At 46.0% G+C, this 21,074-nt stretch carries 17 protein-coding genes; 14 read left to right on the top strand and 3 right to left on the bottom strand.

The genetic code is table 11. From position 1 onward, the window contains the following. Positions 1-54: 54 nt before the first annotated feature. Positions 55-939 (bottom strand): AraC family transcriptional regulator, encoded by an 885-nt coding sequence (locus GC098_RS37835; protein ID WP_171649483.1) that lies wholly within the window; start codon positions 937-939, stop codon positions 55-57. Between the two features lie 496 nt (positions 940-1,435). Here GC098_RS37835 and GC098_RS37840 point away from each other — a divergent pair, with 496 nt between their 5' ends. The 12 genes from GC098_RS37840 to GC098_RS37895 all read left to right on the top strand — a co-directional run bounded on the left by GC098_RS37840 (position 1,436) and on the right by GC098_RS37895 (position 19,179). Beyond that, positions 1,436-2,743 carry an ABC transporter substrate-binding protein gene (locus tag GC098_RS37840; RefSeq protein WP_171649484.1) on the top strand — a complete coding sequence of 436 codons (1,308 nt, stop codon included), beginning with the start codon at positions 1,436-1,438 and terminating at the stop codon, positions 2,741-2,743. Positions 2,744-2,830: 87 nt separating this feature from the next. Continuing rightward, positions 2,831-3,715, top strand: coding sequence for a carbohydrate ABC transporter permease (locus GC098_RS37845; protein ID WP_051253895.1), 885 nt, complete (start codon positions 2,831-2,833; stop codon positions 3,713-3,715). 18 nt (positions 3,716-3,733) lie between these two features. Continuing rightward, complete coding sequence (locus GC098_RS37850; RefSeq protein ID WP_171649485.1) at positions 3,734-4,561, top strand: carbohydrate ABC transporter permease; 828 nt, start codon at positions 3,734-3,736, stop codon at positions 4,559-4,561. 38 nt (positions 4,562-4,599) lie between these two features. Beyond that, complete coding sequence (locus GC098_RS37855; protein ID WP_312880605.1) at positions 4,600-5,628, top strand: LacI family DNA-binding transcriptional regulator; 1,029 nt, start codon at positions 4,600-4,602, stop codon at positions 5,626-5,628. 73 nt (positions 5,629-5,701) lie between these two features. Then, complete coding sequence (locus GC098_RS37860) at positions 5,702-6,655, top strand: carbohydrate kinase family protein (protein ID WP_171649486.1); 954 nt, start codon at positions 5,702-5,704, stop codon at positions 6,653-6,655. A gap of 2 nt (positions 6,656-6,657) precedes the next feature. Further along, on the top strand, positions 6,658-8,025 hold the full coding sequence (locus GC098_RS37865; RefSeq protein ID WP_171649487.1) for a family 4 glycosyl hydrolase: 1,368 nt from the start codon (positions 6,658-6,660) through the stop codon (positions 8,023-8,025). Then, positions 8,025-9,308 (top strand): glycoside hydrolase family 125 protein, encoded by a 1,284-nt coding sequence (locus GC098_RS37870; RefSeq protein WP_171649488.1) that lies wholly within the window; start codon positions 8,025-8,027, stop codon positions 9,306-9,308. Before GC098_RS37865 ends, GC098_RS37870 begins: the two co-directional genes overlap by 1 nt. Positions 9,309-9,313: 5 nt before the next feature. After that, on the top strand, positions 9,314-12,367 hold the full coding sequence (locus tag GC098_RS37875) for a glycoside hydrolase family 2 TIM barrel-domain containing protein (protein WP_246359205.1): 3,054 nt from the start codon (positions 9,314-9,316) through the stop codon (positions 12,365-12,367). Between the two features lie 56 nt (positions 12,368-12,423). Beyond that, positions 12,424-13,365: an aldo/keto reductase gene (locus GC098_RS37880; protein ID WP_171649489.1), complete on the top strand. Its 942-nt coding sequence runs from the start codon at positions 12,424-12,426 to the stop codon at positions 13,363-13,365. Next, the gene (locus GC098_RS37885) at positions 13,362-14,117 is read left to right on the top strand and encodes a sugar phosphate isomerase/epimerase family protein (protein ID WP_216625581.1); all 756 of its coding nucleotides are present in this window, start codon (positions 13,362-13,364) and stop codon (positions 14,115-14,117) included. The genes GC098_RS37880 and GC098_RS37885 overlap by 4 nt, the downstream gene beginning before the upstream one ends. Before the next feature lie 24 nt (positions 14,118-14,141). Next, on the top strand, positions 14,142-17,273 hold the full coding sequence (locus GC098_RS37890) for an alpha-mannosidase (protein WP_171649490.1): 3,132 nt from the start codon (positions 14,142-14,144) through the stop codon (positions 17,271-17,273). Positions 17,274-18,150: 877 nt separating this feature from the next. Beyond that, on the top strand, positions 18,151-19,179 hold the full coding sequence (locus tag GC098_RS37895) for an LLM class flavin-dependent oxidoreductase (RefSeq protein WP_171649518.1): 1,029 nt from the start codon (positions 18,151-18,153) through the stop codon (positions 19,177-19,179). An 8-nt stretch (positions 19,180-19,187) separates the two neighbouring features. On the opposite strand, the gene yxiS is transcribed toward GC098_RS37895, so the two are convergent. Further along, complete coding sequence (gene yxiS / locus GC098_RS37900) at positions 19,188-19,496, bottom strand: protein YxiS (RefSeq protein WP_171649491.1); 309 nt, start codon at positions 19,494-19,496, stop codon at positions 19,188-19,190. A 77-nt stretch (positions 19,497-19,573) separates the two neighbouring features. On the opposite strand from yxiS, the gene infC reads away from it, so the two are divergent. Next, entirely contained in the window at positions 19,574-20,059 is a 486-nt protein-coding gene (gene infC / locus GC098_RS37905; RefSeq protein WP_171649492.1) for a translation initiation factor IF-3, read from the top strand. Positions 20,060-20,156: 97 nt separating this feature from the next. Here the strand turns inward: infC and GC098_RS37910 are convergent, their stop codons facing one another. Continuing rightward, positions 20,157-20,879: a C39 family peptidase gene (locus GC098_RS37910; protein ID WP_246359209.1), complete on the bottom strand. Its 723-nt coding sequence runs from the start codon at positions 20,877-20,879 to the stop codon at positions 20,157-20,159. Between GC098_RS37910 and GC098_RS40645 the strand changes: the two genes are divergently transcribed. Then, complete coding sequence (locus tag GC098_RS40645; RefSeq protein WP_246359210.1) at positions 20,761-21,060, top strand: hypothetical protein; 300 nt, start codon at positions 20,761-20,763, stop codon at positions 21,058-21,060. The genes GC098_RS37910 and GC098_RS40645 overlap by 119 nt on opposite strands. Positions 21,061-21,074 lie beyond the last annotated feature (14 nt).

Below are 21,074 nucleotides of genomic sequence, written 5' to 3' on the forward strand. Positions count from 1 at the left end.
TATGAGCTGTCTTTGAAGGAATGTATTACATTTGTACAAAACTATCCTAATCTTTTAATATCCCTCCCTTAAACGTTTGCGATAAGCTGAGGGTGACTCGCCGAAATTTTGCGTAAATAATCTTGAGAAGTAATGTATGGAACCGAAACCAAGGTCTTCCGTGATATCAGTGATAGACAGATTGGTCTCTCGTAGAATCTTCTTGGCTCTCTCCAACTTGCATTTAATCGCATAAGAATGAGGGCTCATGCCTATTTCCTGGATAAACAACTTATGCAAATATGAAGTGCTAATCCCTAGTTGCGAAGCCCATTTTTCTATAGAAATATTATGTTGAGGAAAATCCTTCATTTGCTTCATGATCGCTTGCATTCTTCTGTCACTTTTCAGGGTAGGGTTCCGCCATAGGTTCGCCAATTCTGAAACAAATTGCTCAAAGGCAGCTCTTCTGAAAAGTTTGGCATCTTCCTGTGTTTGCTCGATATTTTCGATGACATGAAGATATAATTCCATCCATCTCATCTGCTTGGGGGCATGCACTTTGGTAGGAATTGTAGGCATGTCCTGAAATACCACGTTAGGTGAGCACTCGGAAGGATCACGGATTTGGTCTCCGAAATGAAACAAAGACATATCTCCCACTCGAGGTATCGTGTTGATCCAATCAAAGTAAATCGAAGCATGGACCATCGGATGCTGGTGATCCGCATGAAAAGAGTGAGGCAGGCCTGGCGGAATGTAAAACAGCTCTTCTCTGGTACAGGAATAAACGGTTGTTCCAATAGTTATTAAACCCTTGCCTTCATAGATGTATACAAAGGAATGTACGAACGATTTACGCGGACCAATTCGCTCATTTGGACGAAACGGAAAATAATCGGCTCGATATATTTGCGGAACAATGTCGGAAAGTTGTATCGTTTTCACTTCTAGCTTCATATATTTAGAGTCACCTCGATCACCTTAATATTTGTATAATACAATACTTTACGAATGAATGAGATTCGTAGGGTGAAAATTTTAACCCTTTGTAAATTTATGCCATTGTCAAAAGAAGATAATCGATTTATACTATGAACCAGAAGCACGGTAAACTTTCTGGTATCGATACCAGAAACCGCATTATTTATTCAGATACAAATTAATTTGGATATCTAGCGCTGAATCTGGTATCGATACCAGATTGTTGTAATCTTACACAGGAAGGTGGTTAGCCCCTGCGAACGTTTTGCCTACCATTCTGGTATCGATACCAGAAATAATTCTTAGACGAAATGTTTATGCTAATGAATGCATATATGGTGGTGCGCAAGCGCCATGAATAACGTGAAATCAAGAGGGCATCCTATGTGGTTGGGGAAAGCTGAAATGAGCCTTGGAATTACAAATATCTGATATTATTATCAAATTTCGCTTTAATCGGAGGAACAAGACTATGAAATTTAAAGCATTGTACAGTGTGCCAGTAGCTCTTAGTTTGATTCTTGTCGTTTCTGCCTGTGGTGACCAGACTAATACGAGTACTTCGACGCAAAAACCAACTACGACCAATTCTAATCAAAATGAAAGCGCTTCTAATCAGAAGGTTGCATTAACGATGTGGTATTGGAACGGTGCGATATCCGATTCAACCATTGAAGCAGCGAAGAAAAAATTCCCGAATATTGATTTGCAAGCACAGAAGCTTCCGTCAGGAGGCGATTATGCTACCAAATTAAAAACAACAATCTCAGGCGGAGGAAGCGGGCCGGATATCGTAGCGATGGATAGCTGGATTTCTTCCATGCTCCCTTACAAAGAAAAATTCGTGAATTTATACGATCAAGGCGCTAAGGATATTCAACCCCAGTATTTGGATTGGAAATGGAAAATGGCCGCGTCATCAGACAATAAATATTTGATCGGTTTGCCGATCGATGTGGCTCCTCTTGTTATGTACTACCGCAAAGATTTGTTTGAGAAAGCGGGAGTGCCGAGCACGCCGGAAGCCATTAAAAGCCAAGTGAAGACGTGGAGTGATTATTTCAATCTTCAGCAGAAAGTGAAAGACGCAACAGGATCGCAATTATTATCCATTGTGGATGTTTTCAGAAACATCATAGGCCAAAATAGCCAAGGTTATTTTACGGAAGATGGGAAATATATTGGTGATCAGGCCCATATAAAAGGTGCTTGGGATATGGCTGTGAAAGCTTACCAATCGGGCTTAACGTACCCAAATGTTAGTGATGCTGAGAAAAATGCCGCAACGAATAACAGCAAAGTCTCTTCTTTCATCGGGGCGTCTTGGGCTGTTGGTGATTTGATTGGCGCAGCTCCTGACACGAAGGGGAAATGGCAGATTGCCTACCCGCCTGGTGGTGTGGGTAATCAGGGAGGATCCTTCTTCGGATTGTTGAAATCGACGAAAAATCCGAAAGAAGCTTATGAAGTTATTAAATTCCTAACTAGCCCCGACAATCTGGTTGCTGGATATAAGGAATTCGGTAACTATCCGTCTACACCGGAAGTTTACACGAAACCTGAAATGGTAAATAAAAATGAGTTCTTCGGAAACCAAGATCTGAGTCCGATATTCGCTGAAGCGGCAAAAGATGTAAAAATCGCACCTGTCGATTCAAGAGACGATATGGTCGGTACTTCTTTGACCGATGAAATTGGTTTAATTGACACGCAGAAGAAAGACCCAGAAAAGGCTTGGAAAGATGCGCAGGAAAAAATTAAAAGGCAGCTTTCACGCTAAGTCGGATCTGGCAAGTAAATGAATGAAATAATGGATGTAGGTGAGGAAGGAGGCTTCCTCGCCTCGTCCAATTAGCGGAGGAATAGCATGGGAGGTCTTTTTAAAGAAATTTATAAGAGCAGAACGCTGTATCTTTTTATTTCTCCATTTTATATTTTGTTCCTGATCTTTTCGGTATTTCCCATTTTGTTCTCGATGTACTTAGCCGTACATAAATGGGATGGGATTGGAGAAATGAAATATGTTGGATTCAAGAATTTTGATTATATGCTCCATGATCCGACTTTTTGGAAGGTGTTAGTCAACAATATCGCACTTTGGATATTAGGGAACGCCCCGCAGCTTCTGTGTGCATTGGTTGTCGCCTATATCATTAATTTATCTATCGTAAGATTCAAGGGTTTTTACAGAATTGCCTATTTTCTACCGAATGTAACAGCTATGGTGGCTGTCGTCATTATCTTTCAGTCTTTGTTCGGCAACGAGTACGGGCTAATTAACTATTTGATGGAAAAAATCGGCCTTCATAAGATAGCATGGTTAAATTCTGAATTTGGAGCAAGAGTTGTTATTGCAGCCATGATTTCTTGGAGATATATGGGGTATAACGCCGTCATCTATTTATCGGGCTTGCAAAGGATTCCAAAAGATCTATATGAAGCAGCTGAGCTGGACGGCGCTACATTATTTCAAACTTTCACTAAAATTACGATACCAATGCTCAGACCTATCATCTTGTTCTCTGTGATGATGTCGACAATCGGCGGGTTTCAAATTTTCACGGAACCTCAAGTATTAGCTGGAAATCAACCGCCATACCCGGGCACCGATACGATCGTTCTCTATATGTTCCGGGAAGGTTTTAATTATCAGAATTATGGTTATGCAGCTGCGGTATCATGGGTGTTATTCATCATCATCGGCTTATTATCCGTCCTCAATTGGAAATTTTTCAACAGATCGGATGATTGATAAAAAGGAGAATACAAGATGACTGTTGAAGTGTTGACCAAAAAGATAATCGTAAATACTTTATTGATGATCGGAGTCGCGATCTCCATATTCCCGTTTTACTGGCTTATCGTCATGTCCACGAATGAGACAAGTGCGATGTTTGCTTTTCCTCCGAAGTTAACGTTCGGAACTAATTTTATGAATAACTTTCATCATGTATTGGAGAAAAGCAATTTTATTCGTTCATTCTTCAACACGGTTTTCATTGCATTGATTAGCTGCGCGCTTCAGTTGTTTTTCAATTCATTGACTGGATTTGCATTTGCCAAATTTAAGTTTCCGGGTTCTAAATTGCTGTTTTTTGCTATGATGGCTACGATGATGATTCCTGCGCAAATGCTGCTTGTTCCGCAATTCATCATCATTAAGGAGTTCGGGTGGCTGGGAAGTTATAAGGCCTTGATTATCCCGGGCATGGCAAGTGCATTCGGGATTTTTTGGATCAGACAATATGCGTTAGCGATCCATGATGATTTGCTCGAGGCTGCGAGAATCGATGGCTGTAATAAATTTGGACTTTATTGGCATGTTGCTTTGCCGATTTTAAGACCTGCGCTCGCCTTTCTCGCTATCACGACGTTTATGGGCGTATGGGAAGATTATTTGTGGCCATTGATCGTATTGACGGACACATCCAAATTCACATTAATGTTGGCCTTACAGCAATTAAAATCGGCTCATACAGCAGACTATTCCATGGTTATGACTGGAGCACTTATGGCTACCCTTCCATTGATTGTCTTCTTCCTTATTGTGAGCAGACAATTCATCGCTGGGATCACAGAGGGTGCAGTTAAAAGTTAAGATATACATTGGAAGAGAACTAGTTTTCAGAAGGTAGGGTGACAAGGTTGGCTCCGAAGATTAAGGATGTCGCCAAACAAGCAGGCGTTTCCGTGACTACGGTTTCGCGGGTGCTTAATGGAGAGAAGTATGTAAAGGACGATCTAAAAGCTAGGGTGAAAAGAGCTATTGACGAGCTCGGCTACGCGCCTAGTCATATCGCAAGGAGTCTGGTGCGGAAAAAGACGAACCTTATCGGTGTCATTGTCCCAGACCTTACATCAAGCTTTTACTCCACCATTCTAAGCAGTATTGAAGAAACAGCGAGTCTGAATGATTACAATCTTCTGGTGTGTAACATCATTGAGGATACCGATAAAGAGTTCAAATATTTAAATGTATTTAATGAAATGCGTGTAGACGGCATTATCATTATGCATGAAAAACTGAATGATGAAATCCGGGCATTTTTGAATAAGCTGGATATCCCGATTATCTTCTCAAGTGTAAGACCATCGGATCAAACGTTCCTTTCTGTGATCATTGATGATTACGCGGCAGCCTTCGATGCAACCAATTATTTGATAGAGCTTGGACATCAACGAATTGGGTTTATTGGCGGCGACATGAGGGATGTGACCTCCGGCCAAAATCGCTACATCGGTTACCGCGGTGCTCTATCCGAGCGCAACATCCCAATCGTAGATGAATACATTCGGTTCGGCGATTATAAAATACAAAGCGGATACAATCTCATGAAAGAGATTCTGGCTTGCGGTACCCATCCAACCGCTATATTTGCAGTGAGTGACGATATGGCTGTAGGGGCTATGAATTGCATTCATGACCATCAGTTGAAAGTTCCGGAAGACATTTCGATCATTGGATTCGATGGAAGCCAGTTGACGGAGTTGGTTCGTCCACAGTTATCCTCGATGGAGCAGCCTATTCAAGATATGGGGAAAGTTACGGTGGAAACGCTGCTTGATTTGATTTCAGGGGATGCGGAAACGCCGAAGGAAGATATCATTTTGAAACACAAGCTTGTTGTCCGTAACAGCTGTGGGCCTTATCGCGAAGACAAATAAGCATAGAAAAACATAGATATAGAGAAGCGTAAAAGCATAGATTATTTATCTGGATTGAGAGAGGGAGAGTATATTGAAAAAATTTGATGCGGTGGTCATCGGTGACGCCAATATAGATCTCGTTGTGGCAGGACTTAATCAAATTCCTCAGCCAGGGCAGGAGATTTTCGTTAATAATATGACGATGCATGTTGGCGGGGGAGCGGCTTTGTTCGCGATTTCACTCGCTAAGCTCGGGCTTCATGTGGCTTTTAACGGTGTTCTGGGAGATGATGGCTATGGCCATTATGTTCGAGGGGAGTTTGGCCAATATGGAATCGATACCAGCTTGATTAAGACGAGTAAAACGAGTAACACCGGTATCACGATAGCGATTAATCCCGAGACGGATCGGTCTTTTATCACTTATGGCGGATCCAATATGGAGCTTGAAATAAGGGATCTGGACTTGGCACAAATCGCTCAAGGGAAACATGTCCACGTGACCGGATATAGAGGAAGACGCAACCATGAAGAATTCATAGCGATGGCCAAACTACTTAAGGAGATGGGTCTAACCCTTTCTTGCGATGTAGGCTGGGATGATTCCGGTGAGTGGTTTAAGGGCGTTTTCGATTTAATGGCTTATTTTGATGTGTTTCTAATGAACGAAACGGAAGCTTTTCATTACACAGGCTTCGATCATATAGAAGAAAGCTTACGCTTTATGGCGAGCTATTCCAATCATATTGTGGTTAAACTTGGTCCAAAAGGGGCCGTTGCCATGAAGGATGGCCGGATAACGTACCACTCGGCATTTCCAGCCGAGACTGTAGATACAACTGGCGCAGGGGATTCCTTTAACGCTGGTTATATCTATGGACATTTGACGGGTCAAAATGTGGAAACATGCTTGCAGTACGGAAATGTTTGCGGAGCACTATCTGTCGGCGCTCATGGCGGCAGCACGGGTACACCGGACAAGGATGGGCTTGAGGCCTTTATCCTTCAATTCGGAGATCACATTAAAGAACGTATGGAGGCGTAATTATGAAATTGACCTTAATCGGAGGCGGCGGGGTTCGCGCCGTTTTATTCACAAAAAGTTTAACGTTAAAAGCCGAAGATGCCGGGATTACTAAGCTTGTTCTTCATGATACGGATGCGGAGCAGCTAGCGATTATTTCGAAATTATGCCAGATCGTAATCGATCGCAGCGGAATCAACCTACAGTTGGAGACGACGACTGATAGCCGCGAAGCGATTAAGGGTGCGGACTATATTGTAACTACGGTACGTGTAGGTAAGGAATGGTCACGGTATGTAGATGAGCAGATCGCTCTAAAGCATGGCGTGATCGGTCAAGAAACGACGGGGCCAGCCGGTTTCTCGATGGCGATTCGTACGATTCCAGTTCTCATGGAATATTGCGAGATTGCCAAAGAGCTTGCACCCCAGGCTTGGATCTTTAACTTCTCGAACCCGTCTGGACTAGTTACGCAAGCATTGCGAAATGCGGGTTACGATCGGGTGATCGGCATCTGCGATTCGCCAAGCCATACGAAGCTGCGAATGGCGGAAGCGCTAGAGCTCGATCCGAAGGAGCTTGAAGTTGAATTTTTCGGACTTAATCATTTGTCATGGATGACCAAAGTGATTTACCAAGGCAAGGACATTATGTCGGAGCTTAAGAATGATCCTGATTTTACAAGTCGAGTGGATGAATTCAAAATGTTCGACACCGATTTGCTGAAATCACTTCCTTTTCTGCCAAATGAATATTTGTACTATTATTACCACCGTGAAAAGGCCTTCGCCAATATTGTCAAATCAGGAATGACGCGCGGCCAGATGATCGCTGAGAATAATAAGGAAATGTTGGATATCTTACGCAAGATGGATATTGAAAGCAACCCAGATGAAGCCATTCAAACCTATTTGTACTATACGCAAAAAAGGGAAGCTTCTTACATGGCGATTGAAACCAACTCGGAGTCGAAGCCTGTTCTACCGACAGATAAGCTGGAGCTGCCTAACTCACTTGGCTATGCAGGTGTCATGCTGGATTTTGTGGAGTCGCTGCAAACGGGTGAGACGAACAACATCGTTCTATCTGTACCGAATGAAGGCAGTATCGAAGGGTTCGCGGATGATGACGTCGTTGAAATTTCTTGCGTTATTACGAAAGACGGAGCAAAGCCAGTTCATATCGGTTCCGTGCCGGAGGAAATGAGCCTGCTGATGAAAAATGTGAAGCTGTTTGAGCGTCTGACCGTTGAGGCTGTCAAACATAAATCGCGTGACCTAGCCATCCAGGCACTCACCGTTCATCCGCTTGTTAATTCCTATTCCATTGCTAAGCTGCTTGTCGATGATTATTTGGAAGCCTATAAGGATATTCTGGGGGATTGGGAATAATGACCTTGCCTAATTCTGTCACTTCCTTGCTTGAAGAAGCGGAGATTAAGCTTGCTGGGCACCCGAAACTGCTCGCCATGTTCAAGAACTGCTATCCGAATACACTTGAAACGACAACCAAAATAATGAACGACAATACCGCATTTGTATTCACCGGGGATATCCCGGCGATGTGGTTAAGGGATTCCAGCGCGCAGGTGAGGCATTATATACCGCTTACGGCCGGAGACAAAGAACTGCAGGAAATAGTGGCGGGATTGATTCGCAGGCAAATCGCTTATATTCATATCGACCCTTATGCCAATGCGTTCAATGAGGAAGCGAATGATAATCGGTACGATCAGGATCTGACCGAGCTGAATCCGTGGATTTGGGAACGCAAATACGAAATTGATTCGCTCTGTTACCCGATCCAACTGTCTTACTTGTTTTGGAAGGCGACCGGACGGACGGATATGTTCGATGATTCCTTCCGGTCAGCGGTCCACACCATTATGTCGCTATGGAAAACAGAACAAAGACATGCCGAAGAATCTCCTTACAGGTTCGCCCGTTTAGATTGTCCGCCAAGTGATACACTGCGTAATAAACGGATGGGAATGCCCGTAAATTATACAGGGATGACTTGGTCCGGATTTCGGCCAAGCGACGATGCTTGTACGTTCGGCTATTTGATTCCTGCCAATATGTTCGCGGTCGTGGTGCTCCGATACATCGAGGAAATTGCCCAGATCGTATGGGACGATCAGGAGTGCGTACAGCTTGCAGCGGAGCTTCGAGAAGAGATAGACTTTGGCATTCAAAACTACGGCACTTATCTTCATCCTAAGTACGGAAAGATCTATGCGTATGAAACAGACGGATTCGGCAACTACAACCTGATGGATGACGCCAATGTTCCCAGTTTGCTGTCGATTCCTTATTTGGGTTACACGAACTCTGACGATCCGGTCTATCAGAATACACGTAGATTTGTGCTAAGCAGTGACAATCCATACTACTTTGATGGAAAATATGCCAAAGGGATTGGAAGCCCGCATACGCCGGCTGGCTACATTTGGCCGATCAGTCTGGCGATGCAGGCCCTTACCTCGGAGGATGAAACCGAAGTAAGAGAGCTTCTGGAGATGCTGCTGCGGACGGATGCGGATACGGGGTACATGCATGAAGGGTTTGATCCGAATTCCCCGACTGATTATACGCGCCCATGGTTTGCTTGGGCCAACAGTTTATTCGCCGAGTTGATCCATCGTCTGATGGTAAAGAGTTACTTTAATTCATAGATGTCTTGACGAAAGAGAGAGTGGTCATATTGATTCACATCAATCGATATTGGGAAGACTTAAGCGTTTTGCAAGTGAACAGGGAGACTCCCCGAGCCCATTACATCCCTTATGCGGATGCGGGATCGGCGAAATCCGGAAAACGCGCTCGTTCCCCTTTTTATCAGACATTGAACGGAAGTTGGAAGTTCCAATATCATCGCAGTGTTAGGGAGGTAGAAGAAGCTTTCTACGAGGAATCGGCGGATGTCAGCGCCTGGGATGAATTAATCGTTCCGTCATGCTGGCAGGTGAATGGCTATGATCAGCTTCAATACACCAATATCAATTATCCTTTTCCTTGCGATCCCCCTTATGTACCGGATAACAACCCAGCCGGGTTGTATGTGAGAGAATTCAACGTTTCGGGTCACTGGGACAAAAAGGATAAATATATCGTCTTTGAAGGCGTTAATTCGTGCTTTTACCTCTGGGTAAACGGCAAGTTCGCCGGTTACAGCCAAGGCAGCCGGGTACCTGCGGAATTCAACGTATCTTCCTTGCTCCGCGAAGGGAAAAACCGTATTGCCGTCATGGTGTTGAAATGGTGCGACGGTTCTTATCTGGAAGACCAAGATGCGTGGCGGTATACCGGAATCTTCCGGGGTGTGTATTTGCTTGCACGCGATTCTGTCCATGTTCGAGATGTGTTCAATAAACAAACGTTCGAAGACGGTTTCCGGAAGGTAACTCTGTTGACAGAACTGGAGACGACAGGTCAGGTTGCGGTCCGAGCTGAATTAAAGGATTCTGAAGGTAGCATCGTGGGTACGGACGAAGCCGCTGTCGACGGAAAAGGCACGCTCCGCTTCGAGGTGACGAATCCAGTCTTGTGGAATGCCGAGAAACCGAATCTGTACCAACTCTATGTTCATTGTGGTAATGAGGTGCTTCAATTTCCAGTCGGGTTCCGGCAAATTACAATTACGGACGGCGTTTTCCAGATCAATGGACAGGCGGTTAAGCTAAAGGGCGTTAATCGCCACGATTCCCATCCTGAGCTAGGACAAACGATTCCGCTGAATCATATGATCAAAGACCTCATTCTGATGAAGAAGCATAATATCAACACGATCCGAACCTCGCATTATCCGAACGATTCCCGATTTATGGATTTGTGCGACGAGTACGGTTTCTATGTCATTGATGAAGCTGACTTGGAATGCCATGGAATGGGGACGGCCAGCGAGGAATGGGATGATGGGAATATCCATCTGCTTTCTCAGAAACCTGAATGGAAAGCTTCATTTCTAGATCGGGCTATTCGTATGGTGGAAAGAGACAAAAATCATCCATCAATCGTGATGTGGTCCATGGGCAACGAGTCTGGTTACGATGTTAATCATATCGCAATGGCTGAATGGACCAAATCGCGTGATGCGTCCATACCGATTCACTATGAAGGTGCTGCTTCAAGTCAAGCTAATCCCGACGTGGAGAGTCTCGATATGCTAAGCCGAATGTATGCTTCCGTGCAAGAAATTGAAGCGTATGCCCAGGATGAGAAACAGAAGAAGCCGCTGTTCCTATGCGAATACAGCCATGCTATGGGGAATGGTCCAGGTGATTTGAAGGATTACTGGGATGCCATTTACAAATATCCGAAGCTCATGGGCGGCTGTGTGTGGGAGTGGTGCGATCACGGCATCAAGACCGAGACGAAAGACGGTACGCCTTTCTTTGCTTATGGGGGCGATTTTGGAGATAAGCCTAACGACGGGAATTTCTGTATCGATGGTCTGATTACGCCGGATAGGAAACCACATACGGGGTTGCTGGAGCTCAAGAAGGTGGTCGCGCCCATTCGCATCGAAGCGCAAGATTTGCGAAAAGGTACGATCAATGTGACGAATCTTTACGACTTCATTGATTTATCTCATTTGGGTTTTTACTGGAAAGTGGAGATGGACGGTTTGGTTGTCCAGCAGGGACAACTGGGGTCTATTGAAGCCGCACCGCATGGTCATCAAATTGCGACAATACCCTATAATTTGCCGGAAACCTCAACTGGCACCTATCTGCTTACCTTATCCTGTTGGTTGAAGGAACAGACGAGTTGGGCGGAAGCCGGCTACGAAATCACATTTGAACAGTTTGTATTACCTGTGCAGCAGGTGAAAGAATCAGGTGATAGCTTACGGCAGATGTTCCCTCTTCAAGCTTATCAGGAGGGAGATATTCTGACGATCGAAGGCTTTGATTTCTGTCATTCATTTGACTTGTACAGCGGAATGATACAGAAGATTTCCAAGCAGGGAGTGAATATGCTCCAGGCTCCGGCCCAGCTCACTATTTGGCGCGCTCCAACGGATAATGACATGCATTTGAAGGAAAGATGGATGAACGCCGGTTATGATCGGACAGCAATGAAAACCTACAGCTGTGAATGGACGGAAATTGACGGTACATCTGTTGAAATCAAGAGCGATTTCTCCCTCGGCGGTGATAGCCGGTTTACCATCCTTCATGGAGAAGCAATATGGCGAGTAGATGGCACTGGCGAGATTTCAGTCAAGCTGCAAGTAAAAGTGGGAGAAAAGCAGGTCTATCTTCCGCGCTTTGGCCTTCAGCTTATGATGCCTCAAGGTATGGAGGAAGTCGAATATTTAGGCTTCGGACCGCATGAGAGCTATATCGACAAGCGTCAAAGCGTGAAAAAAGGCAGATACCTGATGACCGTCGATGAGATGTTTGAAGATTACATCATGCCTCAGGAAAATGGGTCCAGGTATGGAACAGAGTGGGCTATTGTTTCCAATGAGCAAGGGATGGGGATCAAGTTTTCCTCTCCAGAGGATTTCTCCTTGAATGTGGGCCATTTTACCCCAGAGGATTTGACAAGAGCGGCTCATAACTACGAGCTTGCGAAGAGGAAGGAAACGACCGTCCATCTGGATTACAAGATGAGCGGGGTAGGATCCAATTCATGTGGACCGGAGCTTCTTGAGTCATACCGTCTTAACGAAAAAGAATTCACGTTTGAACTCCGTTTGCTGCCGGTGTTTAAAGAGGATGAATAGAACGGCAGCTGTACTCACTTTGATTGGTCGGTCAAATGTTTGAAGGAGGATTCAGGATGAGATATATGTATATCAAGGGCGTAGATAAACCCATTTCCCGGTTGTTCATGGGAACTGGAGATTTGAGAAAATTGGAAGAGCCAGAACGGATGATGCTGGATGCTTACATTCGCGCTGGCGGCAATGCCTTCGATACTGCCCATCAATATCGCGGGAAAGAACTGGTTCTCGGCCAATGGCTCGCGGAGCAGAAAAACCGAGAGAATGTGGTCATTCTAACGAAGGGTGCTCATCATGATGACGGCAGTCCGGGTCCACGGGTAAATCCCGAAGCGATCCGCAAGGATTTGACAGAGAGTCTGGAAAGGCTAGGAACGGAGTATGTCGATCTATATGCGCTGCACCGGGACGATCCGGACGTTGCGGTCGGACCGATCATCGAAGAGCTGAATGCACACCTTGAGGCCAAGCGAATCCGGGCAATTGGAGCATCTAACTGGTCGCATAAGCGAATCCAGGAAGCGAATGAGTACGCGGCTGCCCATAAACTCACAGGTTTTTCATTCAGCAGTCCGAATCTTAGTCTTGCTAAGCCTAACGTACCCCGCTGGGAAGGCTGCGTTTCGGCAGATGAGGAAACCTGCGGTTGGCATTCGGTCAATCAGCTGCCATTATTGGCATGGTCCGCCCAAGCTGGCGGATTTTTCTCAGGCAATTTCACACCAGACAATCGTGCGGATGAGGAAATGGTACGCGTGTACTACAGTGAAAACAACTGGGAACGTTATCGTCGTGCCGCGAAGCTGGCGGAAGAGAAACAAGTTACACCGATTCAAATTGCCTTATCATACGTTCTTAACCATTCTTTCCCGACTTGTGCAATCATTGGGCCTCGAAACCCCGAGGAGTTGGATTCCTCCATACAAGCTATGAATCTGCTCTTAACTGAGCAAGAGGTCGAATGGTTGGATTTGAAAAGGGAGGAGATGGCGGAATGATCAAACATAAATTGGCTGCGCAATTGTATACCTTGCGAAACGAATTGAAAAAAGATTTCCCAAGCGTGCTTAGAGAACTGAAAAAGATGGGATGGGCAGCCGTCCAAATCGATGGGTTACATGGAAACCCCGCGAAAGATATTGCTGCGGTAATGAAGGAAATCGGCTTGCAAACGGCTGGCATGCATGTCGGTTTGGAGCGATTGAAGAACGATATGGACGCCGTATTGGAGGAGGCTCACCTTTTCGATACGAAGGATCTGATCTGCCACTCGCTACCGGATGGTCTGCAGAATCCAGAAGGATATGCTAGCGTACGTCAAGATTTGTTGCAAGCCGCTTCGAAAGTCAGTGGCATGGGATACCGCGTAGGTTATCATAATCACGATTTTGAATTTCATACGACAATCGACGGTAAATTTGCGCTTTCATATTTGCTTGAAGATCCGGCTATTTATGCGGAGATTGATACCTACTGGGTCAAAAAAGCGGATCAAGATCCGCTATCCTTCATCCAAAATTATGCTTTTCGTATGCCGATCCTCCATTTGAAGGATATTACTGCAGACGAAAGAAAATATTTTGCTGAAATCGGAACTGGATTGATTGATTTCGCACCTATCCTGAAGTGGGGATTGCAAAATGGGGTAGAATGGTTCGCTGTTGAGCAAGATTATTGCCCGGGAAACCCGATGGATAGTTTGGCGTTAAGTTATACCAATTTGCTCAAGCTAGAGAAATTGATTCACTGAAATCGATAGGAGGAGAGATTCGATATGTTTTTTACAGAATCGAAGCTGGAAGCGAGACTGCGCGAATTAAGCGAAACCCGGTATCGCGATGCGGTACCTTTGGAGCGATTTTCAGCTACGGAAGACGAGGAAGGAACGATTGGAGCAAGGCCGCCAGTCACGCAGCCTACGTTTGAACTGAAGACAGGTGAGACTTGGAAAGGGCGCGACCGCTACGTGTGGCTATCGCGCACGATTGATATTCCAAAGGAATGGGCAGACAAAACCATTTTGGGGCGCTTCGATTTCGGTGAAACGGGCGGAGGCAACAATGACGGCTTCGAATCCTTATTATATTGGAACGGTTCCCCTTTTCAGGGTGTCGATTCGAACCATCAAGAAGTATTTTTGCCGGAAGAAGCGGCAGGTACGAAGGCGCGGATGGATATCCGCCTGTGGTCAGGACTCGAAGGAGGCGGGAAACCGCGCGAGAAGAAGCATACGGTAAATCGCGCTGAAATCTGCTGGCTGGATGAGCGGGTTGACGATTTTTACTACACAGGACGCGCTGTGCTGGAAACAATTCGCAGTCTGGATGCTAACCATCCTGAACGTACTCAGTTAGTTAAAGCGCTCGATCGTTCTTTTAAGCTAGTTGATTGGTCGAATCCGCTCTCGGACGCCTACTATGAATCCGTATATAGTTCCCGTGAGCTGCTGCTTGAAGAATTAAATCAGATGGAGAAGAAACATCCAGTTACGGTTACTTGTATTGGGCATACCCATATTGATGTGGCCTGGTTGTGGAGACTTAAGCATACTCGGGAAAAATGTGCACGCTCGTTCTCAACCGTGCTGCGCCTAATGGAACGATTCCCGGACTATGTGTTTTTGCAGACGCAGCCTCAATTGTACGCCTATATCAAGCAAGATTATCCTGATATTTACGAGCAAATTCTTGAACGTGTACGTGAGGGACGCTGGGAAGTTGGCGGAGGTATGTGGCTGGAAGCGGATTGCAACCTAACCTCTGGGGAATCGCTGGTGAGACAATTTTTACAGGGAACCCGATTTATTCGTGAAGAATTCGGAGTAGAAAGCACCTATTTATGGCTTCCTGACGTATTCGGGTACAGCTGGGCGCTGCCGCAAATTTTGCGGAAATCCGGTTTCGATACGTTCATGACGACCAAAATCAGCTGGAACCAGTTCAATCGCATGCCACACGATACCTTCAAATGGCGGGGAATTGATGGCACCGAAGTTTTGACGCATTTCATTACCACACCCGGCGATTGGGAGGAAGCTAACTCGTTCTTCTATACGTACAACGGCATGGTGACGCCAATGACAGTCAAAGGTACTTGGGACGCCTACCGTGATAAGGAAGTGAATCAAGAGCTTCTGCTTTCTTATGGTTATGGGGATGGCGGCGGCGGTGTCAATCGAGAGATGCTGGAGATGCGCCGTCGTTTGGAAGACATGCCTGGCCTGCCACAAGTGAAAACAGGGCGCGCAGACGAATACTTTGAGCGGTTACATGAAACCGTTGAAGCAACGGACCGTTATGTGCATACATGGGACGGTGAGCTGTATCTCGAATATCACCGCGGGACTTATACGAGCCAAGCCTATATCAAACGGATGAATCGTAAGCTGGAGCTTCTATATCGTGAAACGGAATATGTCAGCGCTTTGGCTGCCTTGTTGAAATCCGATTGGAGCGTTTATCCACAGGAGATGCTTAACAAGGGTTGGACTATCATTTTACGCAATCAGTTCCATGATATTATTCCTGGTTCTTCGATTACTGAAGTCTACGAGGACAGTCGTGAGGAGTATGCGGAAGCTATGTCTATAGGGACAGCCGCGTGGAATGAAGCTGCAGCACGAATTGGAAACCAGCAGGAAAAAGGTGCGGTAACGGTTCTGAACAGCGCTTCATGGGAACGCAGCGATCTTGTTGTAATCCCTGGGGAAAAAGCTGCGATTGGCAGCGTTTGGACAGATCGGGAAGGCAACCAATTGAAATCGCAATACACGGATGGTCGCTGGATCATCGACGCACCTAAGATGCCATCATTAGGTATGACGACGATTCACTTTACAGATCAAACTCAAACAGCAGTGGTTGACGAGATTCCTTTCCAACTGGATGGACGCTCGCTGAAAACGCCTCATTATGAAATCGAATGGAACGAATCCGGTCAATTAGTTCGCGTATTCGACCTAGATAATCGCCGGAACGTGCTTGCTGCAAGCTCGCAAGGCAACGTTCTGCAGGTGTTTGAAGATAAGCCGATTGATTTCGACGCTTGGGATATCGATATTTTCTACCAAGAAAAAATGCGCGAAATTACCGATCTCGTATCTGTTGAGCTCGTTGAAAATGGACCATTAGCCGCAACTGTTGCATTCAAATGGAACTTTGCGAAGTCTACGATCTCGCAGTCGATGACTGTCTACGCAGGCAGCCGACGCATTGATTTCAGCACCCATATCGACTGGCAAGAACGTCAGCAGCTCCTAAAGGTTGCATTCCCGGTAGACGTGCGTTCTACGGAGGCTACTTACGATATCCAGTTCGGTAACGTTAAACGTCCGACGCATTGGAATACGAGCTGGGATTGGGCGCGTTTTGAATCCGTTGGGCACCAATGGGCGGACTTGTCCGAACGTGGATACGGCGTAAGCTTACTGAATGATTGTAAGTATGGCTACGACATTAAGGATAACGTCATGCGCTTATCGCTAATTAAATCTGCGATTCATCCGGATCCGACAGCTGATCTTGGGGAACATTCCTTTGTATATGCCCTTCTCCCACATACGGGGGATTGGTATGCAGGCGGCACGGTACAGGAAGCATGGGCGCTTAATAATCCGCTGACGAGCTATGTAGGTGTTCCAGCTCAAGGTACACTTTCCATGTTCGAATTCTCTGCTCCAAACGTGATGGCGGATGCGATCAAGAAAGCAGAGGATGGGGAGAGACTAGTGCTGCGTATCCATGAGTTTGCTGGAGTCCGAACCCACGTGGATATCAAGAGCGATTTTAAAATTCGATCGCTGCAGGAATGTGATTTGATGGAGCGTCCTATCGGAGACGTGGAGGCTGCTAATATTGAGCTGAAGCCTTATGAGATTAAGACATTTCTTGTTAGTCTTGAAGTTTAGGGTAGCGGCTGGAAAACCTGAACCTGAACCTAAACCTAAATTCCCACTGAAAAATTCAGCCCCACCTTTGTGATGTTGCAGTTTGCCAGCTACTCCCACTGGATTAATCCAGTGGAAGTAGGAATTTGGCGGCCTAAAAGTCAATTCCATTGGATTTATTCCAATAGAAGCACAAATTTCGAAGCCAAAGAGCAAATTCCATTGGAAAAATCCAATGGAGCTATGAATTTCGTTCTGAATACCGATTCGAATGTCCCAGAAGGTCAATCGACCAAAAGGGGCTGTCCTCAAGTAGATTTATCTACTTTCTTTGGGGACAGCCCCTCTTCGTTTATTCAGATTATGCCTCGTCACAACTGGCAGGCACACCTCCTCGGCAATAGTGGTTACCAATGTTGTATTCTCTACAACAATTCACACACCTAAAGGCTATTTTGTAGGTTGAAGTTGCAGTTTGTACAACATTTTGAGCCTATTTATTGCCAAATGGCCTTTATGGGGTCCAATTGTTGTACATGATGGAGCATTGATGGGAGAGAGGCGGGATCTAGGGAGAAATTGTTACACATTCTACAACATCATTCAACCGAGAAGAGAGAATCCTTCATACAGCAGCCTCATATGAGTCTATATGACGATGGATTCCGATTTAATAACACGTAATTAAAGATAAAAGTGTATTGAAAAATTGTAGTTTGGAAAAAAGGCTGTCATAAAATTTACCCATAACCATACACTTTTAGTAAGTAAGAGGAATGGATTAATCAAAATTTAACAATTCGGGACAACGCCATTAGGGGTTTGTCCTTTTTCTTTTGTTGGTCGGACGTTGTATAATCAAGATCATCGGCAGATGACTCAGAAAGAAGGGATGACAATGCTGAAGCTAAGTATTCTTGATCAGTCACCGGTATCATCCGGGTTTACGCATAGCGAGGCGTTACAGCAAACAATTGGGTTGGCTCAGGTGGCCGACCGTCTAGGCTACACCCGATTCTGGGTGTCGGAGCATCATAACTCGGCAGGCCTTGCGGGCTCCTCGCCTGAGGTGCTTCTCTCCACGCTGGGTGCCCGCACTAGTCGTATTCGGCTCGGCTCCGGCGGCGTGCTGCTGCCCCATTACAGCCCCTACAAGGTCGCTGAGAATTTCCGTATGCTCGAAGCGCTCTATCCAGGGCGCATCGACCTTGGCATCGGGCGTGCGCCCGGAGGCACGCCGCATACGGCGAAAGCGCTGCGAGGCATCAGCGCTGATATGTTCGAAGGACTTGAGCGGTTCCCAGCGCAAGTCACGGATCTGCTCGGGTTCCTCGCCGACTCGGTGGAACCCGGGCATGTGTTCGAGGGCATCCGCGCCACCCCTTTGGTGGACTCGATGCCCCAGGTGTGGCTGCTCGGCTCCACCGGGCAGAGCGGGGTGTATGCCTCGCAAGCAGGCGCAGCGTTCTGCTTCGCGCACTTCATCAACGGAGCGGGAGGACAGCATGCGGTGCGCAGCTATCGCAGCTCGTTCCGACCGTCCGCGCTGAATGTCGTACCGCAGGCGACGGTGTGCATCTATGTACTGTGCGCTGAGACGCAGGCGGAGGCAGAGGGGCTTGCGGCTTCGATTGATTTGCGCATCCTACAAACGGAAAAGGGCGAATTCACAGGAGTGAAATCGCCCGAAGAAGCGGCTGACTATGTGTACTCAGATTGGGACCATACAAGGGTAAGGGACAATCGATCCCGTATGATTATTGGTGATCCGAACCAAGTAAGGGAGCAACTGTTGAACCTAGCCGAAAGCTACCAAGTCGACGAAGTAATGATCGTGACCGGCGGCTACCGTTATGAGACGAGACTGCAGACGATTGAATTGTTGGCAGAAGCTTTTAAACTTGAGATGAGACAGCATGCATTTTAAACAAACGATTAACGGTTCTTACTCGGACGCTTATCGATTTCTTGTGTGACGATGAAGGCGAGCTCCTCGTTGCCGAATAGAGATAGTACGCCTAGTACAGTATCATCAGGGACTTCACCGGCTTCTTCTTTGGGAACCGTTAAATCAAGGGCTTGCTGCAGCGATTCGTTATTAGGCTGGTCGGGATAGGCGCTATGATAAAGCGCAGCAGGATCCAAATCATGGTTGATACACCATTGTGCAAAAACGAGGATCATCATATGCTCTTCACGTTTGTAATTTTCGATCATTTGCTCTTCTAATTGTTTATTATTCATATTTGAATAGACATCTCCTTAAAACAACCTCTTCCTGGTGATGGGTTCATTATAGCGAAAGATTAGGTGTAATCACAATGATTAAGAATGAGAAAATTAAAGCATCCGAGGTACATGTTACGGGACTGCTTGGCGAAGATCTGGGCGTTATGTCCACGAAGGAAGCATTACTGCTGGCGAAGCAGCTGAAAGTGGATTTAATCTGCACCTCGCTCATGAGCAGTCCTCCTCCATGTAAGCTCATAGGCGCTGGGCAAGCGAAGCAAGAAGCATTGCAGGAAAAGCAGCAGGCCCGCAAGCGGGAGCAAGCACCGAAGGTCAAGGAGCTCCGCTTAACACCTCACATCGAAGACCATGACTTGGAGACGAAGAGGCAGCAGGCGGAGCGCATTCTGCAAGGCGGCGACGCTGTGCTGCTGGTCGTGAAGATTTCAGGCAAAGAAGGCGCGAAGGCCAAAGAATTGCTTGAGACGCTGACCAAAGATTTGAGCTCGCATGGGCGTAAGCACACAGGCATACAGCTTAGCGGTAAGCAAGCGGCTGTGCAAATGGATCCCATATAAAAAAAGCATGGACTACTCGGGATAGATCGAGCAGTTCATGCTTTTTATTGTTTGGAGACTATGTATAGATGCCACACAAAGCAAGAGAGACTTTCTGTTAATTAACTGTAATCGCTTGAGACCCCATCTGCTCCCAGACTGTTTTGAAATCAGATAAAGCATAGGATTCCTGTTTTCCGGTCATAGGATCGTTCAAATAGGCATAATCGTCGTCCCAGCCGGTTAAGAGCAAAGCGTGCTCAGGTTGATACCACTCAACTAGCTGCCCCTCCTCATCCTGCCATTCCATCTCCAGATAAGGTGTATCCATATGTTCGGTTGCCCAGATCATGGCTGGTTTTCCTTGGGCAATAATCGTGAGCAAATCATCAAAGGCAATACCAGACAAATCCTTAACTCGACCAGGTAACCATTGATCCAGCATGTCCGCGATCGGCTTATGATAAATACCATAACCTACCTCATAAGGGTTACCTACAAATACATCTTTTGGATTACTGCCAATAAATGCACCGTCGTCATTCACATAGGGCAACTCGCCTAAGGGGAGTGCATCAGCGACTTCCTCTTTGGGTACTGGGACTCCAGCCCAGTTTAGCAGCATCGTAGCAACGACTGCTTCGCATCCGTTCGGCAGCTCGGGCAGTTGCGATAGGGCAGGAACATTTTGTAACTGAAAATGATGCTCCTTATTAGGTTGAATGGATGGTGCAGGGGTGGGTATTGAAATTGATATTGATATTGGTTGCTCTGTACCTTCTAGATGCGGTTTAGTGACGGATATAGGTAATACCTGCTCCGGGGCAGGAGGTGTAGGCATAGCGATTTCCAAACAAAAGATGCTGAATAACACTAAAAAGCAACAAGTCATTTTCTTCATTTCCCACGTCCAATCTGGGTTATCTTCTCATTACAACATGGGAAAATACAAAAATCAAATAAAGGTCTCGGCCATTTATTTCTGCAAAGTGAAAATAATCAATCCAATGCACATACAATGACAACTCTGCAGCAT

Origin of the sequence: Paenibacillus phytorum, assembly GCF_013141715.1 — a bacterium.
Lineage (GTDB): Bacteria > Bacillota > Bacilli > Paenibacillales > NBRC-103111 > Paenibacillus_E > Paenibacillus_E phytorum.

What these genes read in the sequence shown, in the direction of transcription:
- GC098_RS37835 (WP_171649483.1), bottom strand. Translation starts at nt 939, where the DNA reads ATGAAGCTAGAAGTGAAAACGATACAACTTTCCGACATTGTTCCGCAA.
- GC098_RS37840 (WP_171649484.1), top strand. Translation starts at nt 1,436, where the DNA reads ATGAAATTTAAAGCATTGTACAGTGTGCCAGTAGCTCTTAGTTTGATT.
- GC098_RS37845 (WP_051253895.1), top strand. Translation starts at nt 2,831, where the DNA reads ATGGGAGGTCTTTTTAAAGAAATTTATAAGAGCAGAACGCTGTATCTT.
- GC098_RS37850 (WP_171649485.1), top strand. Translation starts at nt 3,734, where the DNA reads ATGACTGTTGAAGTGTTGACCAAAAAGATAATCGTAAATACTTTATTG.
- GC098_RS37865 (WP_171649487.1), top strand. Translation starts at nt 6,658, where the DNA reads ATGAAATTGACCTTAATCGGAGGCGGCGGGGTTCGCGCCGTTTTATTC.
- GC098_RS37870 (WP_171649488.1), top strand. Translation starts at nt 8,025, where the DNA reads ATGACCTTGCCTAATTCTGTCACTTCCTTGCTTGAAGAAGCGGAGATT.
- GC098_RS37880 (WP_171649489.1), top strand. Translation starts at nt 12,424, where the DNA reads ATGAGATATATGTATATCAAGGGCGTAGATAAACCCATTTCCCGGTTG.
- GC098_RS37885 (WP_216625581.1), top strand. Translation starts at nt 13,362, where the DNA reads ATGATCAAACATAAATTGGCTGCGCAATTGTATACCTTGCGAAACGAA.
- GC098_RS37890 (WP_171649490.1), top strand. Translation starts at nt 14,142, where the DNA reads ATGTTTTTTACAGAATCGAAGCTGGAAGCGAGACTGCGCGAATTAAGC.
- GC098_RS37895 (WP_171649518.1), top strand. Translation starts at nt 18,151, where the DNA reads ATGCTGAAGCTAAGTATTCTTGATCAGTCACCGGTATCATCCGGGTTT.
- yxiS (WP_171649491.1), bottom strand. Translation starts at nt 19,496, where the DNA reads ATGAATAATAAACAATTAGAAGAGCAAATGATCGAAAATTACAAACGT.
- infC (WP_171649492.1), top strand. Translation starts at nt 19,574, where the DNA reads ATGATTAAGAATGAGAAAATTAAAGCATCCGAGGTACATGTTACGGGA.
- GC098_RS40645 (WP_246359210.1), top strand. Translation starts at nt 20,761, where the DNA reads ATGGATGGTGCAGGGGTGGGTATTGAAATTGATATTGATATTGGTTGC.
- GC098_RS37910 (WP_246359209.1), bottom strand. Translation starts at nt 20,879, where the DNA reads ATGCCTACACCTCCTGCCCCGGAGCAGGTATTACCTATATCCGTCACT.